We start from the raw sequence: 23441 nt of genomic DNA on the forward strand, positions 1-23441 counted from the left end.
TTTACCCAATGCAATGTCAATCAGGGTTAAGACGGCGTAAAGCTATGTAAAGAATGTTTCCTATCGACTTTTACACCAGAAATAGATGATCTAGTTGGCATATTGGATGATAAACACCACAGTAATGCGAGCTAGTTAACGTAATTTAAACTTGATCATTACAGTCATTAGATAAGGGCATAAAATCTAACTATTAGTGCTTTAGTGGAATAAATTATGAATCGATTATTTAGCCAGTTGCTGTTACTGCTTTATATACTGATATTAGCGCCAAGTGCCATTGCCAGTACCCCATCAACATCAGCAGATGACTCACTATGGTATAGCCAAAACAATGATCACCCCGTCGTTAAGCTGCATTTTTTCTGGTCAGAAACCTGCCCACACTGTCGCAAAGCTCACCCTTTAATTGACGCATTAGGCGAGCGATTTGATTGGATAACGGTTGAAGATTACTTAATCAGTGAAACTGGCAATGTCGATAAACTTATCGCAATGGGCAAACGGACAGGGGTAGAACCTAAATCTGTGCCCTACTTTGCTGTATGTGGTGAAGCCATTGTTGGCTACAACAGCCATCAGGTCACTGGCCAATATATTATTGAGCGTTTAGTCGACTGTTACCAAAAACAAGGTGGCAAAGCTAATATTGGCGACACACTTGATGACTTTCTAACCTTAGATAACACACCATCCGAGCCCTTATTTGCTACATGTGGAGATACCAGTAATGTTGAAGATAACGCTAGCACTTGTGGCATGGACAGTAGCTTCGCAACCGAAGGCACCTCAGTCAGCACCAACACCTCAAAGCCACATGTCCAACCCGTGGATATTCCCTTAATTGGTGCAGTGCATCCTGAACAAATGTCATTACCCCTATTAACTGTGGTATTGGCAGGTGTTGATGCCTTTAATCCGTGCGCATTTTTCGTGTTGTTATTCTTACTCAGCATCATGGTCAATGCTGGCAGCAAAAAACGCATGTTACTGGTGGGCGGTATATTTGTATTTTTCTCTGGGTTTATCTATTTCATCTTTATGAGTGCCTGGTTAAATTTATTCCAACTACTTGGCGGCGGTGATGGCGGCATTATTATTACCTGTGCGGGAGTATTGGCTTTGATTGCTGCTGGGGTCAATATCAAGGACTACTTCTACGGCCGTGGCGATGTCAGCCTATCAATGTCGGTAGAAAATAGAGGGACGCTTATTAAGCGTATGGGTAAATTGTCTAAAACCAGTTCATTACCGACCATGATTATCGGCTCATCAGTATTGGCTATTTTGGCGAATGCTTACGAGTTATTGTGCACTGCGGGTTTTCCAATGATTTACACTTCAGTGCTGTCCATTTCTAACCTGGATGTCATGGAGCGTTATCTTTATTTGATCGCTTACAACGTGGTTTACGTCATCCCTTTAGCCACTATAGTGATTGTGTTTTCAATGACTCTGGGTAAACGAAAACTGACCGAAAAAGAAGGCGAAAAGTTAAAGCTAATGTCTGGGGTTATGATGCTAGGCTTGGGTAGCATGCTAGTGATTAATCCCATGTCATTGCAAAATCCAGTGCTATCAATTGGGCTGATTGTGGGGTCAATCATATTGACCTTCATTATCGTCAAACTGACTTCAGCAAAAAAAGATAAGTCTGCTGGCTAGCAGTAAAGCACCAACGAATGTAAAACTGTGCAATGATGATTTCATCTCAGCTCGCCATAGGCTAAAGTGTTTGAATGCATATTGAGGGCTGAAATGAATCGAATTTTACTTGTTGACGATGATGTCGGATTATCAGAATTATTAACCCAGTTATTAGAAATGGAAGGCTTTGCTGTCAACCAGGCTTATGATGGTCAAGAAGGGTTAACTAAAGCATTGCAAACTGATTTTGATCTGATTCTATTGGATGTGATGCTACCGCAACTTGGGGGCTTTGAAGTATTAAAAGGCATCCGCAAACGTAAGCAAACTCCAGTATTGATGTTAACCGCCCGTGGCGATGAAATCGATCGTGTGATTGGCCTAGAGATTGGCGCCGATGATTACCTGCCAAAACCGTTTAACGACCGAGAATTAATCGCCCGTATTCGGGCCATATTGCGTCGTGCGACCAATGCTGAACAAGAGCTGCTAACTAGTGATGCTTTGAAAATTGGTGACTTGCGCCTAGATCCTAAGCGCCAAGAAGTTTATTGCAATGAACAATTAATGGTTCTGACATCAACCGAATTTAGCTTACTGCTTAACTTAGTTGCCAATTCAGGTGAGTTAGTTACCAAAGACTCGTTAAGTGAAAGTGTATTGGGTAAAAAACTGATGCCCTTTGATCGCAGTTTAGACATGCACTTATCCAATTTGCGTAAGAAGTTACCCGAGCGCAAAGATGGCCGAGCGAGGGTAAAAACCCTGCGAGGCAAGGGCTATATTTGGATCCCCTAATGAGTTCAACTAACCCATTAAATCGCTTATTCTTTAAATTGTTGATTGGCTTTTGGCTGTGCAGCTCTTTAACCATTGCATTAGTGTTAATTCTGCCAATTATTATGCAAAGTCAGGACCGCGCACCGATTGAAAAGCATTTACAGCAAGTGCTACAAACGGTCGCTAAAGACATTCAACAATCCCCCGATATTCTCACTACAGATAAGCTATATAAATTACAACGCCAACATTCAAGACACGACAAACCGCTACGTGTGTATCTTGTAAACGACGACGGTCAAGTTATTAATAGCCGTAAAGTCCCCCGCTCATTACGACAGTTTCTATTAATGGCAGAAGACGCCAAGCAGCCAATTAGTCATCAGTTTAGAAATGAGCTTATTTTTGGCCCTTTAACCTTCAGCGTTAACCAGCAAACCTTCCAAGTGTATGGTCGAGTACCCGCTAACCATCCTAGACCCTGGTTCTTTTACTTTTCAGAGAACAAACTACTCACAGCCTCTATTGCCATTCTATTCTCAGGCTTATTATGTGGTTTACTCGCTTGGCATCTTGGTAAACCCCTGAATAGTCTAAAACGCAGCGCCAATGCAATCGCGAAAGGCGATTTATCGCACCGAGTCGACAAAACCACCGTCAGCAGAAGTGATGAAATGGGCCAGCTTGCAATGACGTTCAACAGTATGGCCGACTCAATTGAAGCTATGGTGACTAACCAGCAACGGTTAATGGGAGATATTTCCCACGAACTTCGCACACCGCTAACACGCTTAAAACTGTCCTTGGCGCTGGCACGTAAAAAAGGCCAAGACAGCACAGAGTTAACCCGCATAGAATATGAAGCTAACCAATTAGATGACTTAATCGGTGAGTTACTGACGTTATCTCGAGTAACACTAAATGCCAGCGAAATCCGCATCAACACCGAATTAACTGAAACCCTTAGTCAAGTATTAGACGACGCCGAGTTTGAAGCAGAGCAACAACAGAAAATACTCGAAATAGATATCGATGAGCAATTAGCTTTTGAGCACTATCCAAAACCCTTGTGCCGTGCAATTGAAAACGTACTGCGAAATGCTATCCGTTATGCCACTCAACACGTGCATATCGGCGCCATCGAAGAGGGTGAAAATATTGTCATTCAGATTAAAGACGATGGTAAGGGTATTGATGAGCAAGAGCTAGAAGCGATATTCAGGCCGTTTTACCGTCCGGATAATGCCAGAGATCGCAATAGTGGTGGATGGGGACTCGGCCTAGCGATAACTCAAGCCGCTATTAAAGTCCATAAAGGCAGTATTGAGGCGAAAAATGCTCAGCCAAGTGGTTTATTGATAAAGATCACCTTGCCTCAGCGCCATTAAAAAGTCACCTCTTGAGGTGTAATTGCAGCCAAAGGCTCACTTAAATATTATCCCTATAAGTAACATGGACGGTAAAAATCACTAAACCAGAGTACAAGGTATTGATTATCAGGTTAACTTCAACAGTTATAAGGAGAGCCAATAATGGTTAGCTCATTTATTCATTCAAATTCGGGTGAGTTAACTGGCGTGAGTTAATAATGAAGCTTTCAACTACTTCAGCTATAATGCACCGTTATTTTTTTCAGGTAGGTCACCATGTTCCATATCGCACTTTATGAGCCAGAAATCGCCCCAAACACGGGTAATATTATTCGTTTATGTGCCAATAATGGTACGCAACTTCATCTTATTGAACCTCTAGGTTTCGACTTAGAAGAGAAAAAGCTACGTCGCGCAGGCTTAGATTACTCCGACCTAACCCGAGTCACCCGCCATAAAAATTACCCAGACTTTTTAGTCGCTATGGCAGGTAAACGTATTATGGCGTGCACCACTAAAGGCAGTCGCCCACACACTCAAATTGCTTTTGCCGAAGATGATGTTTTATTATTTGGCCCAGAAACTCGCGGCTTACCCATGGACATTATTAATGCGACGCCATTAGAGCAGCGTTTGCGCATTCCTATGACTGCCAATAGCCGCAGCTTAAACCTTTCTAACTCTGTCGCGATTATTAGCTATGAAGCCTGGCGACAGCTCGATTTTGCAGGCGCAGAATGAAGCAATCCAGTTCAAACGAAACTCAAGAGCAAGCATTAACCATTGCCAAGTCGACCCAGAAAGAAGGTCAAACTAAAGCGCAAACTAAGCTTATTGCTAGCGGTATTGAAAAAGGCATTACTGAATATAAAAAACAGCATAAAGCCAAAGCAAGACAGAGTGATAAAGCGCGCAAGCAGCAAGTTAAATCTAAGCAAAAAATACAACACGGTGAACCTGAGTTTGAATTAGAGTTTACTGAATCAACCCAAATGACACCTATGGTATGGGCATTAGCCTGTGCATTAGGCTTAAGTTGGCTAGGCTTTGCGTTGTACTTTTTTAGCTAGGCAAAGCTTTACTAGCTAATCTATTGATTAAGCTATTTATTAAGCCTGTCTGGGTATCGGTTATATGGCGTAGCAAGCTTAAATAAATATTATTTCATTTATTGCCCAGACTTTTACCTACCTATAGGCATCAGGCTTACCCCCCGAACCACTTGATAACTGTCGCTATCATCATCTAAAAAGTGGGCACTTTGTTGCCATAGCCAGTGGGTTTTACCGTTAGCTTGCTGTGCATCAAAGGAAAGCCGTATTAAAGCTGGACGCTGTTTAATTTCACCCTTTCCTAGAAAAGTATATCCATCACCTTGCTGGTATAAGGTAAATAGTTGGCTAATGTCTGCATTAATACCATCAGAATAAATCAGCTCGATCTCATTGCCTCGCACACGAAACCACCAGGTTTCACTATTACTGAACCGTGCACCCTGGCTAATACTAATATACATATTACTGTTATCGGCAGAACACAGCACTGAGGTAGTCACCTGTTTTGATAGGCCGTTTGGATTTGCTGCGCTGCCTTGCCACTGACCACTTATTAACGGGCAAAGTTGCCCAAGCTGCACTTTATTGGCCAAAGCAGGCGCACAATGCAGCGTAATAATGCCAAATAGGATCCAGATTATCGATTTAAAACAGTTCAATATCATCTTATTTAAGGTCGGTTGATTAATTGTTGAAAGTAAAGCGCGAGTGCATATTTCACTGATTGCCATATTTGACCCGTTTTTAGCACCTAATGCTTGGGATACATTTATTTAATCGCCCCCAAGATAATCAGCTCAAAATATACACCCGATAAAACAAAAGACCCACTCAATCGTGGGTCTTTTTTAGTTTGGCTATTAATTACAGCTCAATTCACCACCCCAAACTATTGACCAAAACCACTGTCTTTTATATCAACCTTGGTCACGTCGCCATACTGAGCGGCAATATCGGCAATTTTTTCAGCATTTCCAATCAACACATACTGCAAATTTTGTTGAGGGAAATACTGCTTAACTAAACGCTGGGTGTCAGCAATGGTTAACCCATCAACTTTAGCTTGAAATTGATTAATGAAATTATCATCAAAGCCATATAAATACATCTCTGACATTAAGCCCGCTAGCTGACTTGCGGTTTCAAACTTAGGCGGAAACTGCCCTTTAACATAAGCTTTAGCTGAATCTAATGTCGCTTGGTCGATACCTTTTTCCCACAATCTTGCATAGGTTTTTAAGGCTAAATCAATGGCTTCTTTGGTAGTTTCAGCTTTAGTAAAGGTACTAATTTGAAATACTCCAGCCTTTGAAAACGGCACAAAACCAGAGCGCGCACCGTAGGTTAAGCCAGCATTAACTCTAAGCTCATCATTTAACCATGAGGTAAAACGACCGCCTAAAATGGTATTCACTACCGTTAAGCCAACGTAATCAGGGTTATCGTAACTTATGCCCATGCCACCAAACACAAAAGTGGTTTCAATTGCATCAGGCTTATCCACCAGCAACACGCGGCTAGCGCCCATTACAGGTAAAGCTTGAGCTAAATCGGCTTGCACTGCGACTTCAGTATTTTGCCATTGCCCCAAAGCTTGCTCTAACTTGGCTTGCATCTGCTGCGGGTCAAAATCACCCACAACACTGATTGCTACGTTATTAGGTTGATAGAAACCCTGATGAAACGCTCGTAGCTGCTCAATAGATAATTCAGCAATAGACTCGCTGTTACCTGAACTTGGGTTAGCATAAGGATGGTTAGCAAACACTAGCTTATTAAAGTAACGGCCAATCACAGCACGCGGGCTTTCCTTTTGTTGCGACAACCCCACAATTTCACGTTGCTGTAATTTAGCAAATTCTGCTGTATCAAAGTCAGGAGATAACAATACATTGCTAAAAATAGGCAGTACCTTATCCAGATCTTTACTCATAAAGCTGGCATCAATATAGCTGCCCTCTTGATCTGCGCCGGTATTCAAACTGGCACCCATAAAATCGAGTGTTTGTTCAATATCGGCTTTTGACTGACCCGCCGCACCTAGCATTAAACCTTGGGCTGTCATGCTGGCTAGCCCTGAAGTCGTGTCATTCACTGCACCGGCTCGCACCACAGCATTGATTGTGATTAATGGCACTTCTTTTTGTACCATCAAATTCACTTTAAGGCCGTTAGATAAACTCACCGTTTGATACTGAGGTAAGCTAAAGCTGCCTGTTTCGACTACATTGGCCACAGTACTGTTACTTGTAGTAGCGCAACCCGCTAATGATAATGCACTGACAATAGCCAGGGCCGACAACGACATTTTAATTGTTTGTTTCATAGGTCTCATTTGTCGCTCTCCTCTGTAGCCGCCAACACACCGACGGTACGATTAGCGCGAATTAAATAGGTTTGCGCCACACGCTTGATATCTTCTGGGGTCACTGTGTTATAACGCTCTGGCGCATCAAATAATTTTTCAAAGCGGCCAAAATACATCTCGTAGGTTCCTAGCGTGTTGGCTTTACCGTTAATGGTTTCCATATCACGATAAAAATTGATTAATTTAATATTTTTAACCTTTTCTAACTCTCCAGCTGTGACACCTTGGGTTGCGATTAAGTTAATTTGCTCTAGTAAGGCAAGCTCAAGGGTACTGGCTTCAACGCCTGTGTTAGCAACACCTAAGATGTAAAACAAGTTAGGGTCGAACGACATTGGCATGTACGTGTCTGCCGATGTCGCCAGTTGCTTGTCTACCAAACCTTGGTAAAAACGCGAGCTATTACCTTGACTTAAGATTGAGCTGAGTAAATCAAGCGCATAATAGTCAGCATGACTGGTGGCAGGAATATGGTAAGCCAACATCACATTTGGAGTACTTACCGATTCTTTCTTAACAAAAACACGACGCTCACCTTGCTGTAATGGCTCGACGGTGCGAACGGCTTTAGGCGGTGCTTGTGCCGGAATAGGTGCAAAATACTTATTTGCTAATCGCTTAACTTCAGCCAGCTTTACATCACCGGCAATAACCACAACGGCGTTGTTTGGCGCGTAATAGGTTTTATGGTATTGCTGCAAGTCTTCTAACGTCCATGCGGCAATGTCAGACTCATAACCAATAACCGACCAGCTATAAGGATGGGCTGAAAATGCCACACCTTTTAACGCTTCTTGTATGGTGCGCCAGTTAGAGTTTTCAAGCCCTGTTGTGCGCTCTGACTGCACCACGCCACGCTCACTCTCAACCATTTCAGGGTTGATATCTAAATTAGCGATACGGTCGGCTTCCAAATCAAACATGGTTTCAATGGCATTGGCGGGGAACCAGTCGGTATACACTGTCATGTCTTCAGTGGTGTAAGCATTATTTGCCCCACCAGCAGCTTCCATAGTGCGGTCAAACATTTTCGGACCAAACTTTTTTGAACCATTAAACATCATGTGTTCAAAAAAGTGCGAAATACCGGTAATACCAGGTACCTCATTGCGCGAGCCAACTTTCCAAAATAAGTACATATTGGCATTGGGTATAGAGCTATCCTCTAATACCATAATTTTCATACCGTTATCTAAGGTAAAACTGTCAATATCTTTGGCGGTAGTGGCATCAGCACTTGATGTGCCTAAAATGCCTGCCAATAACATTAACGCGGTTAACGTCCGTTTCATATTTCGCTCCTTTGAGCTATTTTAACTAGAGTGTTTAACTTAAGTTTGTTTGCAAGAATGACATTCTAGAAGTGGCTTAAAACTTGTCGCCATGACTAAACAACAAAACCGGATACTGGCAATTGCACTTTAATAGCGTATCTTGGTCATGCTGTATAACAATTAGGTATTGAATTTACCTTTATTTTGCAGAATTGTTAATTTTTTTGACCCAACAATATAGTAACAATTGTATCTATTTATTTGCAGCCATTAATCGGCTCGCCAAGCACAGTAGTTTATTTAAGCGGATTCTGGCAAATGAAACATTACCACGTCATTCTCGATCACTTCGAGTTGCCATTGATACTGTTTAGCAATCCATTCAAAGGTCGACAGACTATAAAAATTAATATGAGTTGGATCAAACTTGTAATGCCAGTCTATGAACCCTGCAATACCTTTTACGCGCTTAGTCATAATAGCCAGCTTGCCTGAAGGGTTTAGTAAGCCTTGTAGTTGCTTAAATATTGCTTGGGGGTTAGCAATATGTTCCAGCACTTCGGTCATGGTGACAAAGTCATATTGCTGCTGTAGTAGGTCATGGTTAGGGAAATAAAATAAATCATAATTACTCACCTCAACCCCCTGCTGCGCTGCCATTTGGCTAAGCACAGCACCTTCTCCACAGCCAAAGTCTAAGCCCTTGGCGTTGGGGTTAACCCGAGCGAGTAATGGCGTTAAGGTACGAGATAGAAAGCGTTGATAACCCGCATCGGCAAAGTCATTATGGTGACAATCATAGTGGGCTTTTTCTGCGGCTTTATCTAAATAAAATGACGCAGGTACAGTAACCAATTCACATTGCTTGCATTGAAAGTAGCTACGGTCTTTATCTTGGTGAAAAAACACCACTTCAGTGTGGTGACATAATGGGCAGCGTTCTGGCGCAACAACGGTATTAACAGCTAAATCTACTGACATTAAAGACACTCTATTGGCTCAACACTTAAGCTACTTTTCTTCACTAATTTGTTTTTCTTTAGCAGCAGCTTCTTGTGCTTGTTTTAAATATTTATTCTCTCGCTCAGCACGATCATCAAACTGCACTTTAGCCTTTTCACGTTGCTCATTCTGCCACTCGCCTGACTCTTGACGTGATAACACATCTTGTTCGCGTTCAGCGGTTGCTTGCGCTGCAACACGCGCCTTGTCTAATTGCGATTGCGCTAACTTTTCAGAATCAATGCGGCCTTGTTCAGCTTGTTTTTCTAATGACATTTTTTTGCGCGGTTTTTCAGGATCGATTGGCGTAATGACATCATTTGCAAACGCGCTAGAGGTCAAGATAAATACCAAACACAGTCCTAATAATAAATACTTCATTTTACTTCCTTGTCATTTAATTGATAACGGGCTTTGATGTTTTCAGGCATGGCGCTCAATCTATGTTGCACCATAGCATCAAAAACGGCAAACAAAGGCTCTGTGTCTAAGGTTTTATCTAGCGCCGACAATAATAAAGCCGTAGCCTCTAAGGTAGATAAACTATCTGGGCGTTTTGCTTTGCGAATAATATAATTTGATGCGTGTTCAACATCTAAATGGATAGCGGGGTAGTGTTGCAGCCATGGATTAGACTGGAGTATTTTATAAGCTTTACGCCAAGTGCCATCTAGTAAAATAATGATGCTGTCGGCCTGAGCACCCGATTGCGACACAGTTTGACTATTGTCACTTGGATACACCACATATATCGGCTTGGAGGCTTGGGCTAGGTAAGCCTGTAAATCAATAAAATCTTCTGCGGTTTCACCCACAAACACCCGCATGTTCGGCATAACTAAACGTATTAACCGAACGGTATTTTTAGCATGATTAACTTCACTTTCATGCTGCATCACTATGACATTTGTGCGCGCCAGAAATGGGCTAACCGCATGGCACACACAAGCTGTTTGTGGGTAATCACAGACGGCGCAATAAGTTCTTTTCATCTTAAATCAAACCTGTTGCTTGAATACAGGAAACCATATAACATCATATTTTTAAAATACTTTTACCATATCAAGGATGAATAAATGACTAAGACAAGTTTGTCTTTAGCACTAATGCTGGCATTGATCAGTTCGAACTCGTTCGCAGAAACCGCTGACGCTTTTCAACATGAAGTAGAGTTAGGCTTTCTAGACTCTAGTGAAAACTCTGATGGCTTACTCAATCTCAATTATAGTTATTATTTTGAGCCCGTTAACCAAGCTAACGTTCCTTACGCACTGGCGCCTTTTCTCAATCAATATTCTACCATTGCAGCTCGCTATGCCGTAACCGATTACCAAGATTTATATAATATGGCGGGTGAATATGTCTTTGACTCTAAATTTTTCATTGGTGGGGACTATACTAGAAACACTACTGAAGGCATTACGCTATTTAACTCTGATGATAGCTCAAATTTTTACGGTGTTAATCTAGGCTACTACTTTACCAAGCAGTCAAAATTAACCTTGGCATACTCATGGAACTCTGAAGATGTAGCTGAACAGTATGATGGTAGATACTATAGCGATAAAAATAAAAACGACGTTATCAAGCTTGATTACCAGCATTATCTGCCTTTTGAGTCGATCTCAGGGTTGATGTTGAATGGCTTTATACTAAATTCATCAATTAAAAATAACAGCGATTACACTCTCGTTTTAGAGCCAGATGACCACATCTCATCACGCACCTCTCACAGCGAAAATTCAGTAACGGTACTCGGTGTTAACGCTGATTGGTATATCACTGACTCTTGGTCTGTGGGCGGACTTTATACTTATTTTAATAGTGATTATGATTTTGATGGGATAAATATTATTACTACGCCTGATACCGTCGTTAATGATAATTATAGTTTCAGTGACTCAAACTCAAATGATACATATTCGATAAATACCCGCTACTTCTGGCGTTTCTCAAATATTTTCTCTGCTAAAGCATCTCTTGAGCAGACTTTTGTAGATTCTGATTCTCAGACCTCATTTGGTATCGCCATTAACGCTCGATTCTAAAACCTAATGACCTAGATCCAAAAAGCCCATTACTTTACTAATGGGCTTTTTTTGGTTCATGAGCATTCAGTACATATGCCTATTCAATTAAGCATGCTGCTCTTGGTGCCAATGATTAAAACGTTTCATGCCCATCATCAGCAATAACACACTGCACAATCCCCCCATTAATAAGGCTATTGCATAGGGCGCTGGAATATCAGTTAATTGAATAAGGGCGGTTAATATCGCTGCGCCGCTCATTTGAATACAACCTAGCATGGCCGTTGCTGTACCCGCACGCTCACCAAAGCCTGCCAATGCCATGCTAGTAGCTGGGCCAAGTAACGCCGCAAAGCCTACACATAACAACATCATGGGTAACATAAACCCAAAACCTGCCGCTAAGCCAGTTTGTGGGCCCACTAACTGCATCACCACTTCAATAGCCGCGGCTGCAACCATAAAGTTAAGTGCTACAACCACACCAGCACGATTACCGATGCGCTTCACTAATATCGGCGCAGCAAAACAAGCAGCAACATTCACCACGGCATTAAGTCCAAATAAGGCACTGAACGTTAGCTCAGAAATACCTAAACGACCAATTAACCACACTGGGGCATAAGACACATAACAAAGAATAGAAGCCATTGCGACCATACAAGCCGAGGCATAAAACATGAAATGACCATCACTTAACACCGGCTTATAGCGTCCCCAACGGTATAATTTCCCTGAGGTATCAGTGTTAAGCGGTCGAGTTTCAGGAAATTTAAAGCCAACAATAAACAACACGACAATGGCGTATAACGCCATAAAAATAAAGGTCGAACGCCAACCAAACTGCAGCGCCAATAATCCACCTAATGTAGGCGCAAGTGCGGGCACCACACAAATAGCGCCATTAAGGTAACTGTAAATCGAGCCACTTTCTTTATTGCTGTAGCAATCACGCACCGCACTAAACACCACAATAGACGTTGAACACGCGGCTAGCCCCTGAAATACCCTTGCAAGTTGCAATAACTCAAACTCAACCGCATAAGCCCCCAGAAAGCTACTGACGCCATAAAGCACAATACCAAAAATCGCAATCGGTCTGCGGCCAAAACGATCAGCAAGCGGGCCAATCAGAATTTGTCCAACACCCATAGCAAATAAAAACAGCACTAACGTGGATTGCACCTGGCTGTCTGACACACCGTACTCTAATGCCATGGTTGGCATAGAAGGCAAATAAATATCAATCGCTAAAGGGCTTAGCAGCACCATCAACATTAATAACGGTAATAGATTACGTTGCATCAAATTTCTCACTCGATTTATAGATTAACCACAGACTTGTATGTGTCTCACCTCAATCGTTATTTCTTATTGAGGTTAATCAGTAATATTAGCGCATTAGTGGTATGACAAGAAATGATATAAAATCCATAATGAATTTCCACAAAGGAATAACTGCTGTGAATTTAGACAACCTTGCCCGCATTGACTTAAACCTGCTGGTTACGTTACAAGTATTATTAGAGGAACAAAGTGTGACCCGTGCCGCTAATCGGTTGCACTTAAGCCAGTCAGCGTTAAGTAAAAGCTTAAACCGATTACGTGACACCTTAGACGACCCATTATTTCAACGCACCGCCCACGGTTTAAAACCAACTGCCCATGCACTGGCATTAGGCAAAGTGTTACCACAAGCTTTACAAAACTTGTATCAGTTAACCTTACCACCTAGTTTCGAGCCTGCCACCAGCCAACGTCACTTTGCTTTTTCTATGGTTGAAAGCGCTTATGAAACATTAATTCCTTACTTTATCGGTTCACTGCTTCAGCAGGCGCCTCAATTAAAGCTAGACACTTACGGCTGGACAGAAAAATCGATTTACGACTTACAACACGGCCAAATAGACTTTGGCATTGCGGGTCGTGATATACATCCCCAATCACAGTTTAAAGTGGATGATCTTGCTGATGGCCTGCAATACCAAACCTTGTTTAGCGATAGGCAAGTCTGCTTAGTGCGTAAAGATCACCCTATTTTATCTGTATTACAACAGGGGAAATGGCATCAAGAGGCGTACCTTGCCATGAGTCATGTACAAGTTCGCTGTGAAGGTAACGACTGGTGGGCATTAGATTACTTTCTAGCCAACAGTAATTATCATCGCCGAATATCCACAACGGTACCTGACTTTTATGGTGCGGCCAGTATTTGCGCCCATACCGATTTGATTTTCACTTTACCTTCCAGTTTTGCGCACCATGCACAAAACCTGTATCCATTAGTACAAATACCTCTACCCTTTGAGTTTATGCCGATGACCTATGTTTTACTTTGGCACGAACGTAATAATCAAGACCCTGGACATGAATGGGTGAGACAAATGATTGTTAATAGTATTCCCCAGGATCTCAAAGCATCACTCCATACTGAATAAACAAAAACCATCAATAATAAAAATCCCAGAAAACAATCATGTCACGTTGCACTGAGAACATTAACTCACTTTAACGTGACATATTATGTCAAAAAGCGGCACACTAGCCTTTCAGTCTTAATTATTATTTATATAGGCTAATCATATTCAGGAGCCACTATGCAATTTAATCAATCATTTCGCGCGACCAATTTGAAAAACAACTTAACCGCAATGAACCCACTTTTGGCATTAGTAGCCTTTATTGGTCTGTCATTAATTGCCATGGTATTGCTGCCATTTATTTTGTTATTTTTATTGCTGAGCTTCATTACTTTTCAGCTACTGGGCCGTAAAGTTATTATCCCAAAAATGAAGCGTGCTTTTGAACAATCTCAGCGCCAACAAGGTCACACATACGGAAGCGATGCTGATATTCAACGCGAACCTACTGCACCTTATGCTGATATGTTTTCGCCCGCGGGGAAACATCAAAACAAGCCAAACCAAGGTGGACGTACGTTTGAGCATCAAGCAGACTAATCTAATATTGAATCAAATGAGGATTTAATAATCCTCCCCCGATGTCACTCCCCCCTTTAGTGACATAGGGGAGTTAACACATCATTAAGCTACACCACAATCAAGACTATATTTACAGCGAACACAGAACTGTAATATTAATGCCATATGCTGCTTTTATTCATGCCATTTATGTGAGTATTAGCCCTTGAAAATATCCACTCTATCTTTAGGCGCATCAGCGCTATTACTGCTGCTGGCAGCGTTGCTAGCAACAACCGTTTTATGGAGCAATCAACAACGACAAGTCAGTGAACAACTGAATCAAGACTTACAAAAAATCCAGCATAGTTTCCAATATGGCATCAGTCGTAATATCGATAAATACTTACAAACAGGTCAAACGAATTACCTTGAACAAGCGCGTAATGACATTACTAAAATTAATGCAGACATTACTCAGTTACACCAAGTTCATCCTTACCTAAACAGTGCTTCTTTAACCACATTGATGACGCAATTAATTAGTGATTTAGACACTAAGTATCGCGCAGCGGGTAAGCTAGCAGGCAACCCAAGACAACTATTGGCATTTTCTGAATCAGAAATGCTCGACTACAGTCGTAACTTAAGCCGCTACGCCCAATCAGCTTCGCAAGACATTCACGACCTCAATATCGCACAGCAATATCTCGCGCTTAGTGTTGAGTTACCCAGCTTAGTGTATACATTGTCTCAGCAAACCCAGGCGATATTAATCGATAAAGATAGCGGCGTAGCTAACAACCTAAATTTTTCTATCAATGCCCTAAACCTGTGGCACGATAAATTAGATAAGCTGCCTTTGTTGGGCATTTACCAGACCGAAGAAACGGATGAATTTGCCTTAGGTGATGATGAGCCTACCCAAATTGAAACAGGCGAAACGCCACGGGCAGAGTTACTCAGTCTGACACAGCGCTACGGTAAAGAGGTGGCGAATACTGAGCAGATGTTGACAGAAAATCAGCGTGTACAAGCCGCATTAATCAAAGCTACCAACCAGGTAGAGTATCAGCTGGTCGCATTAGCAAGCACCCAGCAGGCAACTGACCAGCAATTAAAAGTCAATTTACAATGGCTGCTTTATAGCATGGTAACCTTGCTGGCACTCTTTTCAATCGGTTATTTCATTTTGCAGCAGCGCCGCGTTGTTGCGCCATTAAAACAGTTGAACCGTGCTTTCTCATTATTAAGTGAATCGAATCAAAGGGAACCGCTTGCGGTGAATAGCCAATGTGAAACCGGGCAAATCGCCGCACACTTTAACCAGTTATTACAAAGGTTTGAGCAAGAAGATAATAAACAAAAGCACAATATGGCTAAGGTGTCACAATCGTTAAGTGATTTAGTGGCAAGAATTGGTTCATTATCAAACAGCACTCAACAAACCCAAACAGTGGTACAACAAGCACAAGGTCAAACCGCTGATTTAATTGAACTGGCTAATCAAGTCAATCAGTCCTCTACCGCATTAACAGCCACTGCCCAGCAAACCATGACCGACATGCAGGCTAGTCAACTAGAAGCGCAGGAAGTCCTTACCGCCACTAACCATACATTACACACAGTCACTCAATGTAACCATTCACTATCACAACTCAGTACCTCTGTGAGTGATGCTGCTAAAATTGTTGATGTGATTGGTAACATTGCCGAACAAACCAACTTATTGGCATTAAATGCAGCTATTGAGGCAGCAAGAGCTGGCGAACAGGGACGAGGATTTGCGGTTGTCGCTGATGAGGTGCGTAACCTGTCACAACGCACTCAGGTATCGCTAAAAGAAATAATGGAAATTCTCACCCAACTTACCCAGTCAAATAGTGCACTCAGTAGCAGTGTCAGTGATATAAGCATAGCATCAGCGCAACAAAAAAACCGCGCACAAAGCTTACTTGCCGTTGCCCAGCAAGTTCAACAACAGGCCAATGTTATGCTCAACAGTGCCAGCCAAGGCAGCGATTTTGCCAAACAGCAGGTGCATCATCTTGATGAGTTTGTTATCGCCATGGACAACTTAATGCAACGTGCCAAGCATGCATTTGAACAAAGTGAAACCATTGCATCACAAGTGAATAATAGTGTCGATAATATTGAGCAAAGCCTAGGAATTAATAGTTAGAGTTAAAGGGAAAGGATCATCAGACTGATCTAATCCTGTTACTGATGTAACAGGATTAGCGATTCGCATCGTTAAACATTAAAAATACATCGATAAAATGAAGAGGTCTCGTGTTATGCGATACCTCTTTATAAAGCACATGCGCCAAACATTATGCGTTGAAAACGCGTTAATTTACCTTCAATTCAGGTAAAGATGCATTCAATTAGCTAAATTCAACACGTTTAACCTATTTTATAACAAACTTGTCATCTGTTTAGAAAACAAGGCGCATTAACACGTCAACAGCTTGCCTATTGCACGTTAATCTAACGCTATTAGCAAGAAAAAGGGCTATTTGTTAAGTGTTTACTATCACGAGCTTAGATTAAGCATATGTTTTGCTTGTTGCAGGGCAGCCAACTCACCTTCACTAGGCTGAAGCGCGGTCACGCAGTGGTTGTCAATAACACTGTCAATTTGCATTAATAGCGACTGCCACAAAGGCGCTACTACTTGCCGCTGAATATCATTACCATGCAATTTTGCCTGTTGTAATAAGTAAGCTGATTGCACCACATCGACTCGACCTAACATACCGTCAGCCAAAGCAACGCTGAGCTCAATCATTGCGGTAACATTATGGCCATATTTAATCACATCATGTAAGTAGCGCTCGGCTTGTTCTAGTTCGGCTTTAGTGGCGTGTTCATGGTGAAGAATTGTCGTAGCGCAATGTAACATGGCATCTAACTGGCCTTGGCTGGCCGCTTCTTGCATCCATATTTGACTTTGCTCAAGCTGCACATCGATATTATCGCCAACATTTAAAGCCAATTTTTCGGCTAATAGTAACGCTAAATGATACTGCGCCTGAGGATAGCCAGACTCTGCCGCTTTGCTCATCCAAACATATGCCTTTTGGTATTCACCCGCTTCATAAAACAACACCCCAAGATTAGACATAGCTTCAACATTATCAGCTTCAGCCGCTTGGGTTAGCAATAATTTAGCCTGTTCAACATCAGCACCAAACACCTCACTGCCCACCAGATAAAAGTAACCCAGTAATGCTTGAGCATCGGCAATGCAATGCCTAGCGGCTTGAGCAATAAGTAACTCGCCTTGTTTTGTGTACTGGGCTTTTTTTGCTGGGTCAAAATCAGCATAACCATGTAGCAAGCTGACACCGTGTTCATATAATGCCGCATGCTCAAAAGGTGCTGCCTGGGCAAACCAATAAGCCGCCTGAGCAAAAAGTCGCTGCATCTCATCCTGATTAAACTGTGGATTATGTGTTTCACCGGGAGCAACAGCTTGAGTGCCTGTTTGATCTTGAGCCATTAGTGCTTGAGCTTTTAGCGACATTGCCACTAAATACTGAGCATGATGGTCATTGTGCATCATGGCGCGATAGCATACATCTCTGCCCGCCAATGAATCAAAAGGCACAAATTGATAAGCAGGCGCTGACGCTTGGTGCACTAACGGATAAAGCTGCTTGATCACGTCAATAATGTGCTTAATTGATTTTTCAGCCAAGGACACTAACTGATGTTGGGTAAGATGATATTTTTTCTGGATGAGCACCACGATTACCGTCAGCACGCAATTTATGCATGGTACGAATAGCAGTAACGTCAATAAGGCGAGCTTGGTTTAATTGCTCAATGCGATCGTATAGATTAGGCCCAATAAACTCTAGCTGATGCTGTTTAGCAACTAGGCTGGCAAGTTTGTGAGTAAAGCTGCGGATATAAACCAGCGCTTGAGTGGGAATGTCACGAACATAACTCTTTGCGCTGGCATAATCTTCACCAAGTTCAATGGAGAATTGGCTAACTAACTCAGTATCAGTTATCAATAGACTCTCCTATCAACTCAGTAAATTAGGTCTAATAAATTACACTTCTGTGTGGTTATCATCATCGGTTGAGGCGTCATCTATAGGAGCATCAATTTTACGATTAACCATATAGAGACGGAACAATGCCACGTTAATAAATAACCCAAAAAAAGCGAACACAGTGTCGGTAATTAATTGCAGTGGAAAACCAACTTGTGCAGCCATTTGTGAAAGCGTACCACTGATTAATATGAGTGGCAGATACAACATTAATATCGCAATGGTTTTAACCGTAATCGGCCCGGTAAATATAAAGCTAGCTTTAATGGCTTCCAGTGGCGTTAAACGCTCAACAATAACCATAAAGTTCACATAAGCTAAGCGCGAAAATAAATAAAAACTAATCCCAAAGCCCACTATGCCAAATGGACCAAAGGCAGCAAATAGCATCACTGGGGTTAAAATAGCTAAACCAGAAAACACTCCCGCAAGTAATAAAGGCGGCACAAATTGAATGCTTTGTTTAAATACCATAGCGGTTGAAACATCGTGGCCACGTGAGCGCACCTCTAGGTATACCGTAATTGCTGCTATCAATATAGAAAACAGTAACAGCAACACCATCATGGCTGCGGCGTGAATACTACCAAACTCTGGCGTTTCAGCCTGGGCTTGCATCAACATCTCATTACCCAGCCAAAGCTGGATCATCACTTGTATCAGTAATAACGGAAAGGTTATTGCGGCAAGTTGGCTAATATGATTACGAAAAAAATTATAGGCTTCAGTCAAAATCGCTGAAAGTGACATAAGTGAGATCCCAAAAATCGGCTTAAGATGATTATGGCGCTAAGGATACCCAAAATTGATCGAGTTTGCACAAAACAAAATCTTCATATGTCGTATAGAGGCAAAAAAAGTTAACATAATGCCAATATCAGCACTATTTTTACCAAAGGATCAACTTTATGAACCGTTCTATTATTGCCTGTTCAGTATTATCAGCCGTATTACTCTCTGCTCCAGTAAATGCTGGTTGGTTAGACAATGTCACCAAAAAAGAAGTTGTCCCCGTAGCAACCCAAGCTGCTGCAGTAACTGGGTTAGCGGATAACGCCTTAGTGGGCAATGTTATGTCCCAACTTGGCTTAACTGAGCAACAAGCTGCTGGCGGCTTAGGCTCGATACTTAATTTAGCCCAGTCAAACCTAGGCAATAACGATTTCAGCACCTTAAGTAACAGCATTCCCGGCATAGACTCATTATTAGGTGCAGTACCGGCCATGGGTGGTGATTCAGGTATGTCAGGCTTATTGTCAAAAGCAGGTAACCTAGGTTCATCATTCCAGGGCGCTGCAGTTGTTTATGACTCTTTTGAAAAACTGGGTATTTCAAAAGAATATATTGCGCCTATGGTCGACATTGCTAAGCAATATTTACAGCAACAATCAGGTGAAGGCACAGTTGATTTGCTTATGAAAGGTTTAGGGTCGCTGCTATAAAACATTAGCCAAACCTTGTCAGCTAATTGATCTGCTCATTTACAAATATAAACATAAATTAATGCCGAGCACTGTGCTCGGCATTGTTGTCTTTGCTAGGATGTATGTTGATTAAGATGCGTCTTTGTTAGAAAGAGGCCAAATAAAGAGGAACAACGATGATTGCCAAACTCAAACAATTTATTCAAGCCCGCTCCCAGGCAGACAGCCCTGAAGATAAAACCCGTCAATTGCACCTGGCGGCAGCCACACTGTTACTCGAAGTGGTCTATGCAGATGAAACCTTGGATGACAATGAAGCAGCACTGTTACCTAGCATGCTTGCTAACGCATTGAATATCACTGCCGAGCAAACAAAAGAGCTAATTGAAGAAGCGAGCTTAATCAGAGGTAACGCAACCTCGTTATTTGAATTTACCGCTGAAGTGAATCAAGCGTTCAGCCTTGATGAAAAGCAGCAATTACTGCTGGCAATGTGGCAATTAGCTTATGCCGATGGTGAACTATCGCAACATGAAGACCAAATTATTCGCCGCTGTGCTGATTTACTTCATCTCAAGCACAGCGAACTGATCCAAATGCGTAATATCGCTATATCCCAAAGCTAGCTCAGCTTATTCCGGCAAGTGAGCCGGAGCCTGTATGGACTTACTTTGCAAGTGTGTTTTTTGCCACCACATGAATGGGGCTATAACAACGACCAACAAAACTGCATACAGCATGTTGTCAGCAAGGGCGATTCCAATACCGACACAAAATAGGCAGCTAGCAGCAACTAAAGGCAGATAACGCTTACTCAATAGTTTAACCGCTGAGAGCATCGCCAATAAATAGATGATCACAAATACTCCATTGCTCCAGGCAATCAGTTTTTCTAAATCCTGATTAGAATAAAAGGTCAGCACAATCACTAATGCCATAGTGCCCAGAATGGCAAACAAGGCCCTAAACGGAACACCATGGGGATTTAGCACCACAAAGTATTTAGGTAAAATACCTTCTTTGCTAAAGCTCCACAGTAATCTTGCAGCGCTTCCAGCATAAACATTCACCGTTGCTAAACCACTGGCTATGCCTAAAACACCGATTATTTGAGCACCATAACCGTGTAAAAAGCTGTCACTCAGTAGGTAGTCAAACGCGCTTATCATCGCTACGCCATTTTTATCCGACGGCACCATTAACAATAAAAATGTACAGGCTAAGTAAATAACACCCACTAACACTGTACCCATTAAAATGGCAGGTAACATGTCCTTATCTGGGCGGCGAAAGTCGCTAGCAAGATGGGTCATGGCTTCAATACCTAAAAAGCTCCAAAAACCTATGCCCATTGCCAACATGACTGTACTCACCTGTGGATGGCTAGTTTGGTTAAAAGACTCAAGTTGCTCTGAGTTGAGGCCACTTGCGCCAAATAATATTGCCACCACAGCCACAATCGCCACAGTTAATCCAAACTGTAGCTTGGCTGACACCTGAATACCGCGAATATTTAGGCCTAACAACATCAACACCACAAATAGTTCGGCGACTAATTGCCAGCCATTGTGCAGCGGCACTAATGCGTTCATAAATTGAAAGGTCATTAAAATTGCCGCAGGCGCACCAATAGGAATAACGAGTAGAAAAATAAGCCCAATGGTTCTGCCAGCAGTTCGGCCAAATGCTTTCTCAACAAAATAAGCTGGCCCAGCTGCGTGGGGGAAACGGCTCGTCAATAATCCAAAGACTAACGCTACCGGAATAATGGCTAAGGTCAGAATTAACCAGCCTAATAAAGCCCCTGATTCCGCCACTGCTATCGTCATTTGCGGTAATATAAACACCCCTGTACCCAGCAAAGTGGTGGCCATTAAGCCTGCGCCTTGCCAACGTCCTATGGTTCCTGTGATTTGATTCATTTGTTATTCTACTGGGCTTATTTTAGGTTATTATAGTGTCACATCGGTTTTCATTCTGTCGGCGATATAACGCAAACTGCTCGATTAAACCCACAAAATGACGGTTAAAGATAAAAATACTAACAAAATGACGGATCAGTTGTGGATAAATTTGATAAAGCCATTATAAATGAGTTACGCCAAGATGCGCGTCAAAGTATTTCGACTATTGCAGATAGAGTCAATTTATCTCGAAGTGCTGTGACCGAAAGGATTAAAAAACTGGAAAACACCGGCGTGATCCGCGGCTACCAGGTGCTTTTAAGCGAATCGCAAAAACAAGGGGTATCAGCTTACTTTGAAATCCAGCATAAATGCCCGAGGTGCGCAGATGTGGTTCATGTATTTCACAGTATCCCTGAGGTCATTACCTGCCAGGGCATTACCGGTGACATGGATTTATTAGTCTATGTGCATGCGGACTCAATGAAGCGCTTACATGAAATTCGTGAATTTATTGATGCACAAACTGACATTATTAAAATCAAAACCCACGTGGTAATGAGTGAATGGATAAATAATCTCAATTCGGATTAAGCTAAATAAGCGTTCTCATAATCGGGTTCAATCAAGCAAGGGGTAAGTACTAATTTATAAATAAAAAAACCAGCAACCTAATGAAAAGTTGCTGGTACTGTTTTATGACAAGATTTGATTCTAAATATATGAAAAATTTGACTCTACAAATCGATTTACACTAGTTGCTTACCAATCTCTAAGCCCTTACCGCGTAACTCTTCTAACTTCTCAGCTAAACCTGACATATCCATTTTAATAATACCGGCTTTATTCACTAGGGCAGCAAGCCAGGCAGTAAAGATTTCTTCCTCACGTTCATCATCCCAATGCATATAAATTTTTTGAGATAAATACATTAAAATCGCTAATTTTGACGCAGGTTCAGCCTCGATAGGATTACGTTGAAACTCTATACCTGCCACTAAGCTAGGAGTAAATTTCCAGTTTTTGGCCAATAGCGCGCCAACTGAAGGAGAATTAAAACCTAACAATGTGGTTTCAAGCTCTTGCGCATCGCCACCTTGATCAACCGCAACACGAATTTGTGCTGCCAAGTCTGGTTCAATGGTGGCGACTAATAACTCACCGATACGGTGTAAAATTCCGCAGGTAAATGCTTCATCTGCGGGCACGTTACAACGCTTGGCTAATTCCTGACTGTATAGTGCTACTTCAAAGGTCTGGCCCCAAAAGTCAGCTAAATCAATACCGTCTACCTTAGGAATTGCACCAACAACTGCAGAGGCAATGACTAAGGTTCGTAAAGTTTGCATTCCTAAGCGTATAACCGCTTCATCAATCGAACCCACTTCTCGACTGCGGCCAAAATGGGCAGAATTAGCTAAACGAAGTACCCGCGCGCTGATTAAGGTATCTTGAGCTACTTTTGATGAAATACTTTTTACTGAACTATTTTCATTATTAACCGCTTCGAGTAATTCACTGATCGCTTTAGGTAAACGAGGAAGTTCATCAACTCTTTTTAATAGCGCCGCAGTCTGCATATATGTTCTCCTGATGATT

The 23441-nt window shown here is 42.0% G+C and carries 22 protein-coding genes and 1 pseudogene; 12 read left to right on the top strand and 11 right to left on the bottom strand.

Annotated features, from left to right (window positions below):
* Positions 1 to 216 precede the first annotated feature (216 nt).
* The 5 genes from ACRWP9_RS00965 to ACRWP9_RS00985 all read left to right on the top strand — a co-directional run bounded on the left by ACRWP9_RS00965 (position 217) and on the right by ACRWP9_RS00985 (position 4867).
* Positions 217 to 1665 carry a cytochrome C biosynthesis protein gene (locus tag ACRWP9_RS00965; RefSeq protein ID WP_434927464.1) on the top strand — a complete coding sequence of 483 codons (1449 nt, stop codon included), beginning with the start codon at positions 217 to 219 and terminating at the stop codon, positions 1663 to 1665.
* A gap of 93 nt (positions 1666 to 1758) precedes the next feature.
* Positions 1759 to 2445, top strand: a complete 687-nt coding sequence (locus ACRWP9_RS00970) for a response regulator (protein ID WP_434927465.1) — start codon at positions 1759 to 1761, stop codon at positions 2443 to 2445.
* A complete protein-coding gene (locus ACRWP9_RS00975; RefSeq protein WP_434927466.1) occupies positions 2445 to 3815 on the top strand; it encodes an ATP-binding protein in 1371 nt (456 codons plus the stop codon). The genes ACRWP9_RS00970 and ACRWP9_RS00975 overlap by 1 nt, the downstream gene beginning before the upstream one ends.
* Before the next feature lie 258 nt (positions 3816 to 4073).
* Complete coding sequence (trmL, locus tag ACRWP9_RS00980) at positions 4074 to 4538, top strand: tRNA (uridine(34)/cytosine(34)/5-carboxymethylaminomethyluridine(34)-2'-O)-methyltransferase TrmL (RefSeq protein ID WP_434927467.1); 465 nt, start codon at positions 4074 to 4076, stop codon at positions 4536 to 4538.
* On the top strand, positions 4535 to 4867 hold the full coding sequence (locus ACRWP9_RS00985; protein ID WP_434927468.1) for a DUF2956 domain-containing protein: 333 nt from the start codon (positions 4535 to 4537) through the stop codon (positions 4865 to 4867). Before trmL ends, ACRWP9_RS00985 begins: the two co-directional genes overlap by 4 nt.
* Before the next feature lie 113 nt (positions 4868 to 4980).
* Here ACRWP9_RS00985 and ACRWP9_RS00990 read toward each other — a convergent pair whose 3' ends face one another.
* The 6 genes from ACRWP9_RS00990 to ACRWP9_RS01015 form a co-directional block, all read right to left on the bottom strand.
* A complete protein-coding gene (locus ACRWP9_RS00990) occupies positions 4981 to 5583 on the bottom strand; it encodes a hypothetical protein (RefSeq protein WP_434927469.1) in 603 nt (200 codons plus the stop codon).
* 158 nt (positions 5584 to 5741) lie between these two features.
* Positions 5742 to 7178 carry a M16 family metallopeptidase gene (locus ACRWP9_RS00995; RefSeq protein ID WP_434927470.1) on the bottom strand — a complete coding sequence of 479 codons (1437 nt, stop codon included), beginning with the start codon at positions 7176 to 7178 and terminating at the stop codon, positions 5742 to 5744.
* A gap of 5 nt (positions 7179 to 7183) precedes the next feature.
* Positions 7184 to 8512, bottom strand: coding sequence for a M16 family metallopeptidase (locus ACRWP9_RS01000; protein ID WP_434927471.1), 1329 nt, complete (start codon positions 8510 to 8512; stop codon positions 7184 to 7186).
* Positions 8513 to 8794: 282 nt separating this feature from the next.
* The gene (locus ACRWP9_RS01005; protein ID WP_434927472.1) at positions 8795 to 9475 is read right to left on the bottom strand and encodes a methyltransferase domain-containing protein; all 681 of its coding nucleotides are present in this window, start codon (positions 9473 to 9475) and stop codon (positions 8795 to 8797) included.
* A 30-nt stretch (positions 9476 to 9505) separates the two neighbouring features.
* On the bottom strand, positions 9506 to 9877 hold the full coding sequence (locus tag ACRWP9_RS01010; RefSeq protein ID WP_434927473.1) for a hypothetical protein: 372 nt from the start codon (positions 9875 to 9877) through the stop codon (positions 9506 to 9508).
* Positions 9874 to 10488 carry a tRNA-uridine aminocarboxypropyltransferase gene (locus tag ACRWP9_RS01015; RefSeq protein WP_434927474.1) on the bottom strand — a complete coding sequence of 205 codons (615 nt, stop codon included), beginning with the start codon at positions 10486 to 10488 and terminating at the stop codon, positions 9874 to 9876. The genes ACRWP9_RS01010 and ACRWP9_RS01015 overlap by 4 nt, the downstream gene beginning before the upstream one ends.
* Before the next feature lie 84 nt (positions 10489 to 10572).
* Between ACRWP9_RS01015 and ACRWP9_RS01020 the strand changes: the two genes are divergently transcribed.
* Positions 10573 to 11544, top strand: coding sequence for a putative porin (locus ACRWP9_RS01020; RefSeq protein ID WP_434927475.1), 972 nt, complete (start codon positions 10573 to 10575; stop codon positions 11542 to 11544).
* Between the two features lie 87 nt (positions 11545 to 11631).
* Here the strand turns inward: ACRWP9_RS01020 and ACRWP9_RS01025 are convergent, their stop codons facing one another.
* A complete protein-coding gene (locus ACRWP9_RS01025) occupies positions 11632 to 12831 on the bottom strand; it encodes a multidrug effflux MFS transporter (protein ID WP_434927476.1) in 1200 nt (399 codons plus the stop codon).
* Between the two features lie 158 nt (positions 12832 to 12989).
* Between ACRWP9_RS01025 and ACRWP9_RS01030 the strand changes: the two genes are divergently transcribed.
* From ACRWP9_RS01030 to ACRWP9_RS01040, 3 genes are all read left to right on the top strand, one after another.
* Positions 12990 to 13964, top strand: coding sequence for a LysR family transcriptional regulator (locus tag ACRWP9_RS01030; protein WP_434927477.1), 975 nt, complete (start codon positions 12990 to 12992; stop codon positions 13962 to 13964).
* A 159-nt stretch (positions 13965 to 14123) separates the two neighbouring features.
* Complete coding sequence (locus ACRWP9_RS01035) at positions 14124 to 14486, top strand: hypothetical protein (RefSeq protein ID WP_434927478.1); 363 nt, start codon at positions 14124 to 14126, stop codon at positions 14484 to 14486.
* Between the two features lie 187 nt (positions 14487 to 14673).
* Positions 14674 to 16629: a methyl-accepting chemotaxis protein gene (locus ACRWP9_RS01040; protein WP_434927479.1), complete on the top strand. Its 1956-nt coding sequence runs from the start codon at positions 14674 to 14676 to the stop codon at positions 16627 to 16629.
* 354 nt (positions 16630 to 16983) lie between these two features.
* On the opposite strand, the pseudogene ACRWP9_RS01045 reads toward ACRWP9_RS01040, so the two are convergent.
* Together ACRWP9_RS01045 and ACRWP9_RS01050 are read right to left on the bottom strand one after the other, a co-directional pair.
* Positions 16984 to 18472: pseudogene (locus tag ACRWP9_RS01045) on the bottom strand (DUF4145 domain-containing protein).
* A 39-nt stretch (positions 18473 to 18511) separates the two neighbouring features.
* Positions 18512 to 19264: a hypothetical protein gene (locus tag ACRWP9_RS01050; RefSeq protein ID WP_434927480.1), complete on the bottom strand. Its 753-nt coding sequence runs from the start codon at positions 19262 to 19264 to the stop codon at positions 18512 to 18514.
* A 158-nt stretch (positions 19265 to 19422) separates the two neighbouring features.
* Between ACRWP9_RS01050 and ACRWP9_RS01055 the strand changes: the two genes are divergently transcribed.
* Positions 19423 to 19956 carry a DUF2780 domain-containing protein gene (locus ACRWP9_RS01055; RefSeq protein ID WP_434927481.1) on the top strand — a complete coding sequence of 178 codons (534 nt, stop codon included), beginning with the start codon at positions 19423 to 19425 and terminating at the stop codon, positions 19954 to 19956.
* A 158-nt stretch (positions 19957 to 20114) separates the two neighbouring features.
* Entirely contained in the window at positions 20115 to 20564 is a 450-nt protein-coding gene (locus tag ACRWP9_RS01060; RefSeq protein WP_434927482.1) for a TerB family tellurite resistance protein, read from the top strand.
* A gap of 6 nt (positions 20565 to 20570) precedes the next feature.
* Here ACRWP9_RS01060 and yjeH read toward each other — a convergent pair whose 3' ends face one another.
* Positions 20571 to 21860 carry an L-methionine/branched-chain amino acid transporter gene (gene yjeH / locus ACRWP9_RS01065; RefSeq protein ID WP_434927483.1) on the bottom strand — a complete coding sequence of 430 codons (1290 nt, stop codon included), beginning with the start codon at positions 21858 to 21860 and terminating at the stop codon, positions 20571 to 20573.
* Positions 21861 to 22001: 141 nt separating this feature from the next.
* Between yjeH and ACRWP9_RS01070 the strand changes: the two genes are divergently transcribed.
* Positions 22002 to 22436, top strand: a complete 435-nt coding sequence (locus ACRWP9_RS01070; protein WP_226412653.1) for an Lrp/AsnC family transcriptional regulator — start codon at positions 22002 to 22004, stop codon at positions 22434 to 22436.
* 155 nt (positions 22437 to 22591) lie between these two features.
* Here ACRWP9_RS01070 and ACRWP9_RS01075 read toward each other — a convergent pair whose 3' ends face one another.
* Positions 22592 to 23422: an HDOD domain-containing protein gene (locus tag ACRWP9_RS01075; RefSeq protein ID WP_434927484.1), complete on the bottom strand. Its 831-nt coding sequence runs from the start codon at positions 23420 to 23422 to the stop codon at positions 22592 to 22594.
* Between the last annotated feature and the right edge of the window lie 19 nt (positions 23423 to 23441).

It is taken from the genome of Shewanella sp. HL-SH2 (assembly GCF_051164935.1).
In the GTDB taxonomy this organism is placed as follows: Bacteria; Pseudomonadota; Gammaproteobacteria; order Enterobacterales; family Shewanellaceae; genus Shewanella; species Shewanella glacialimarina.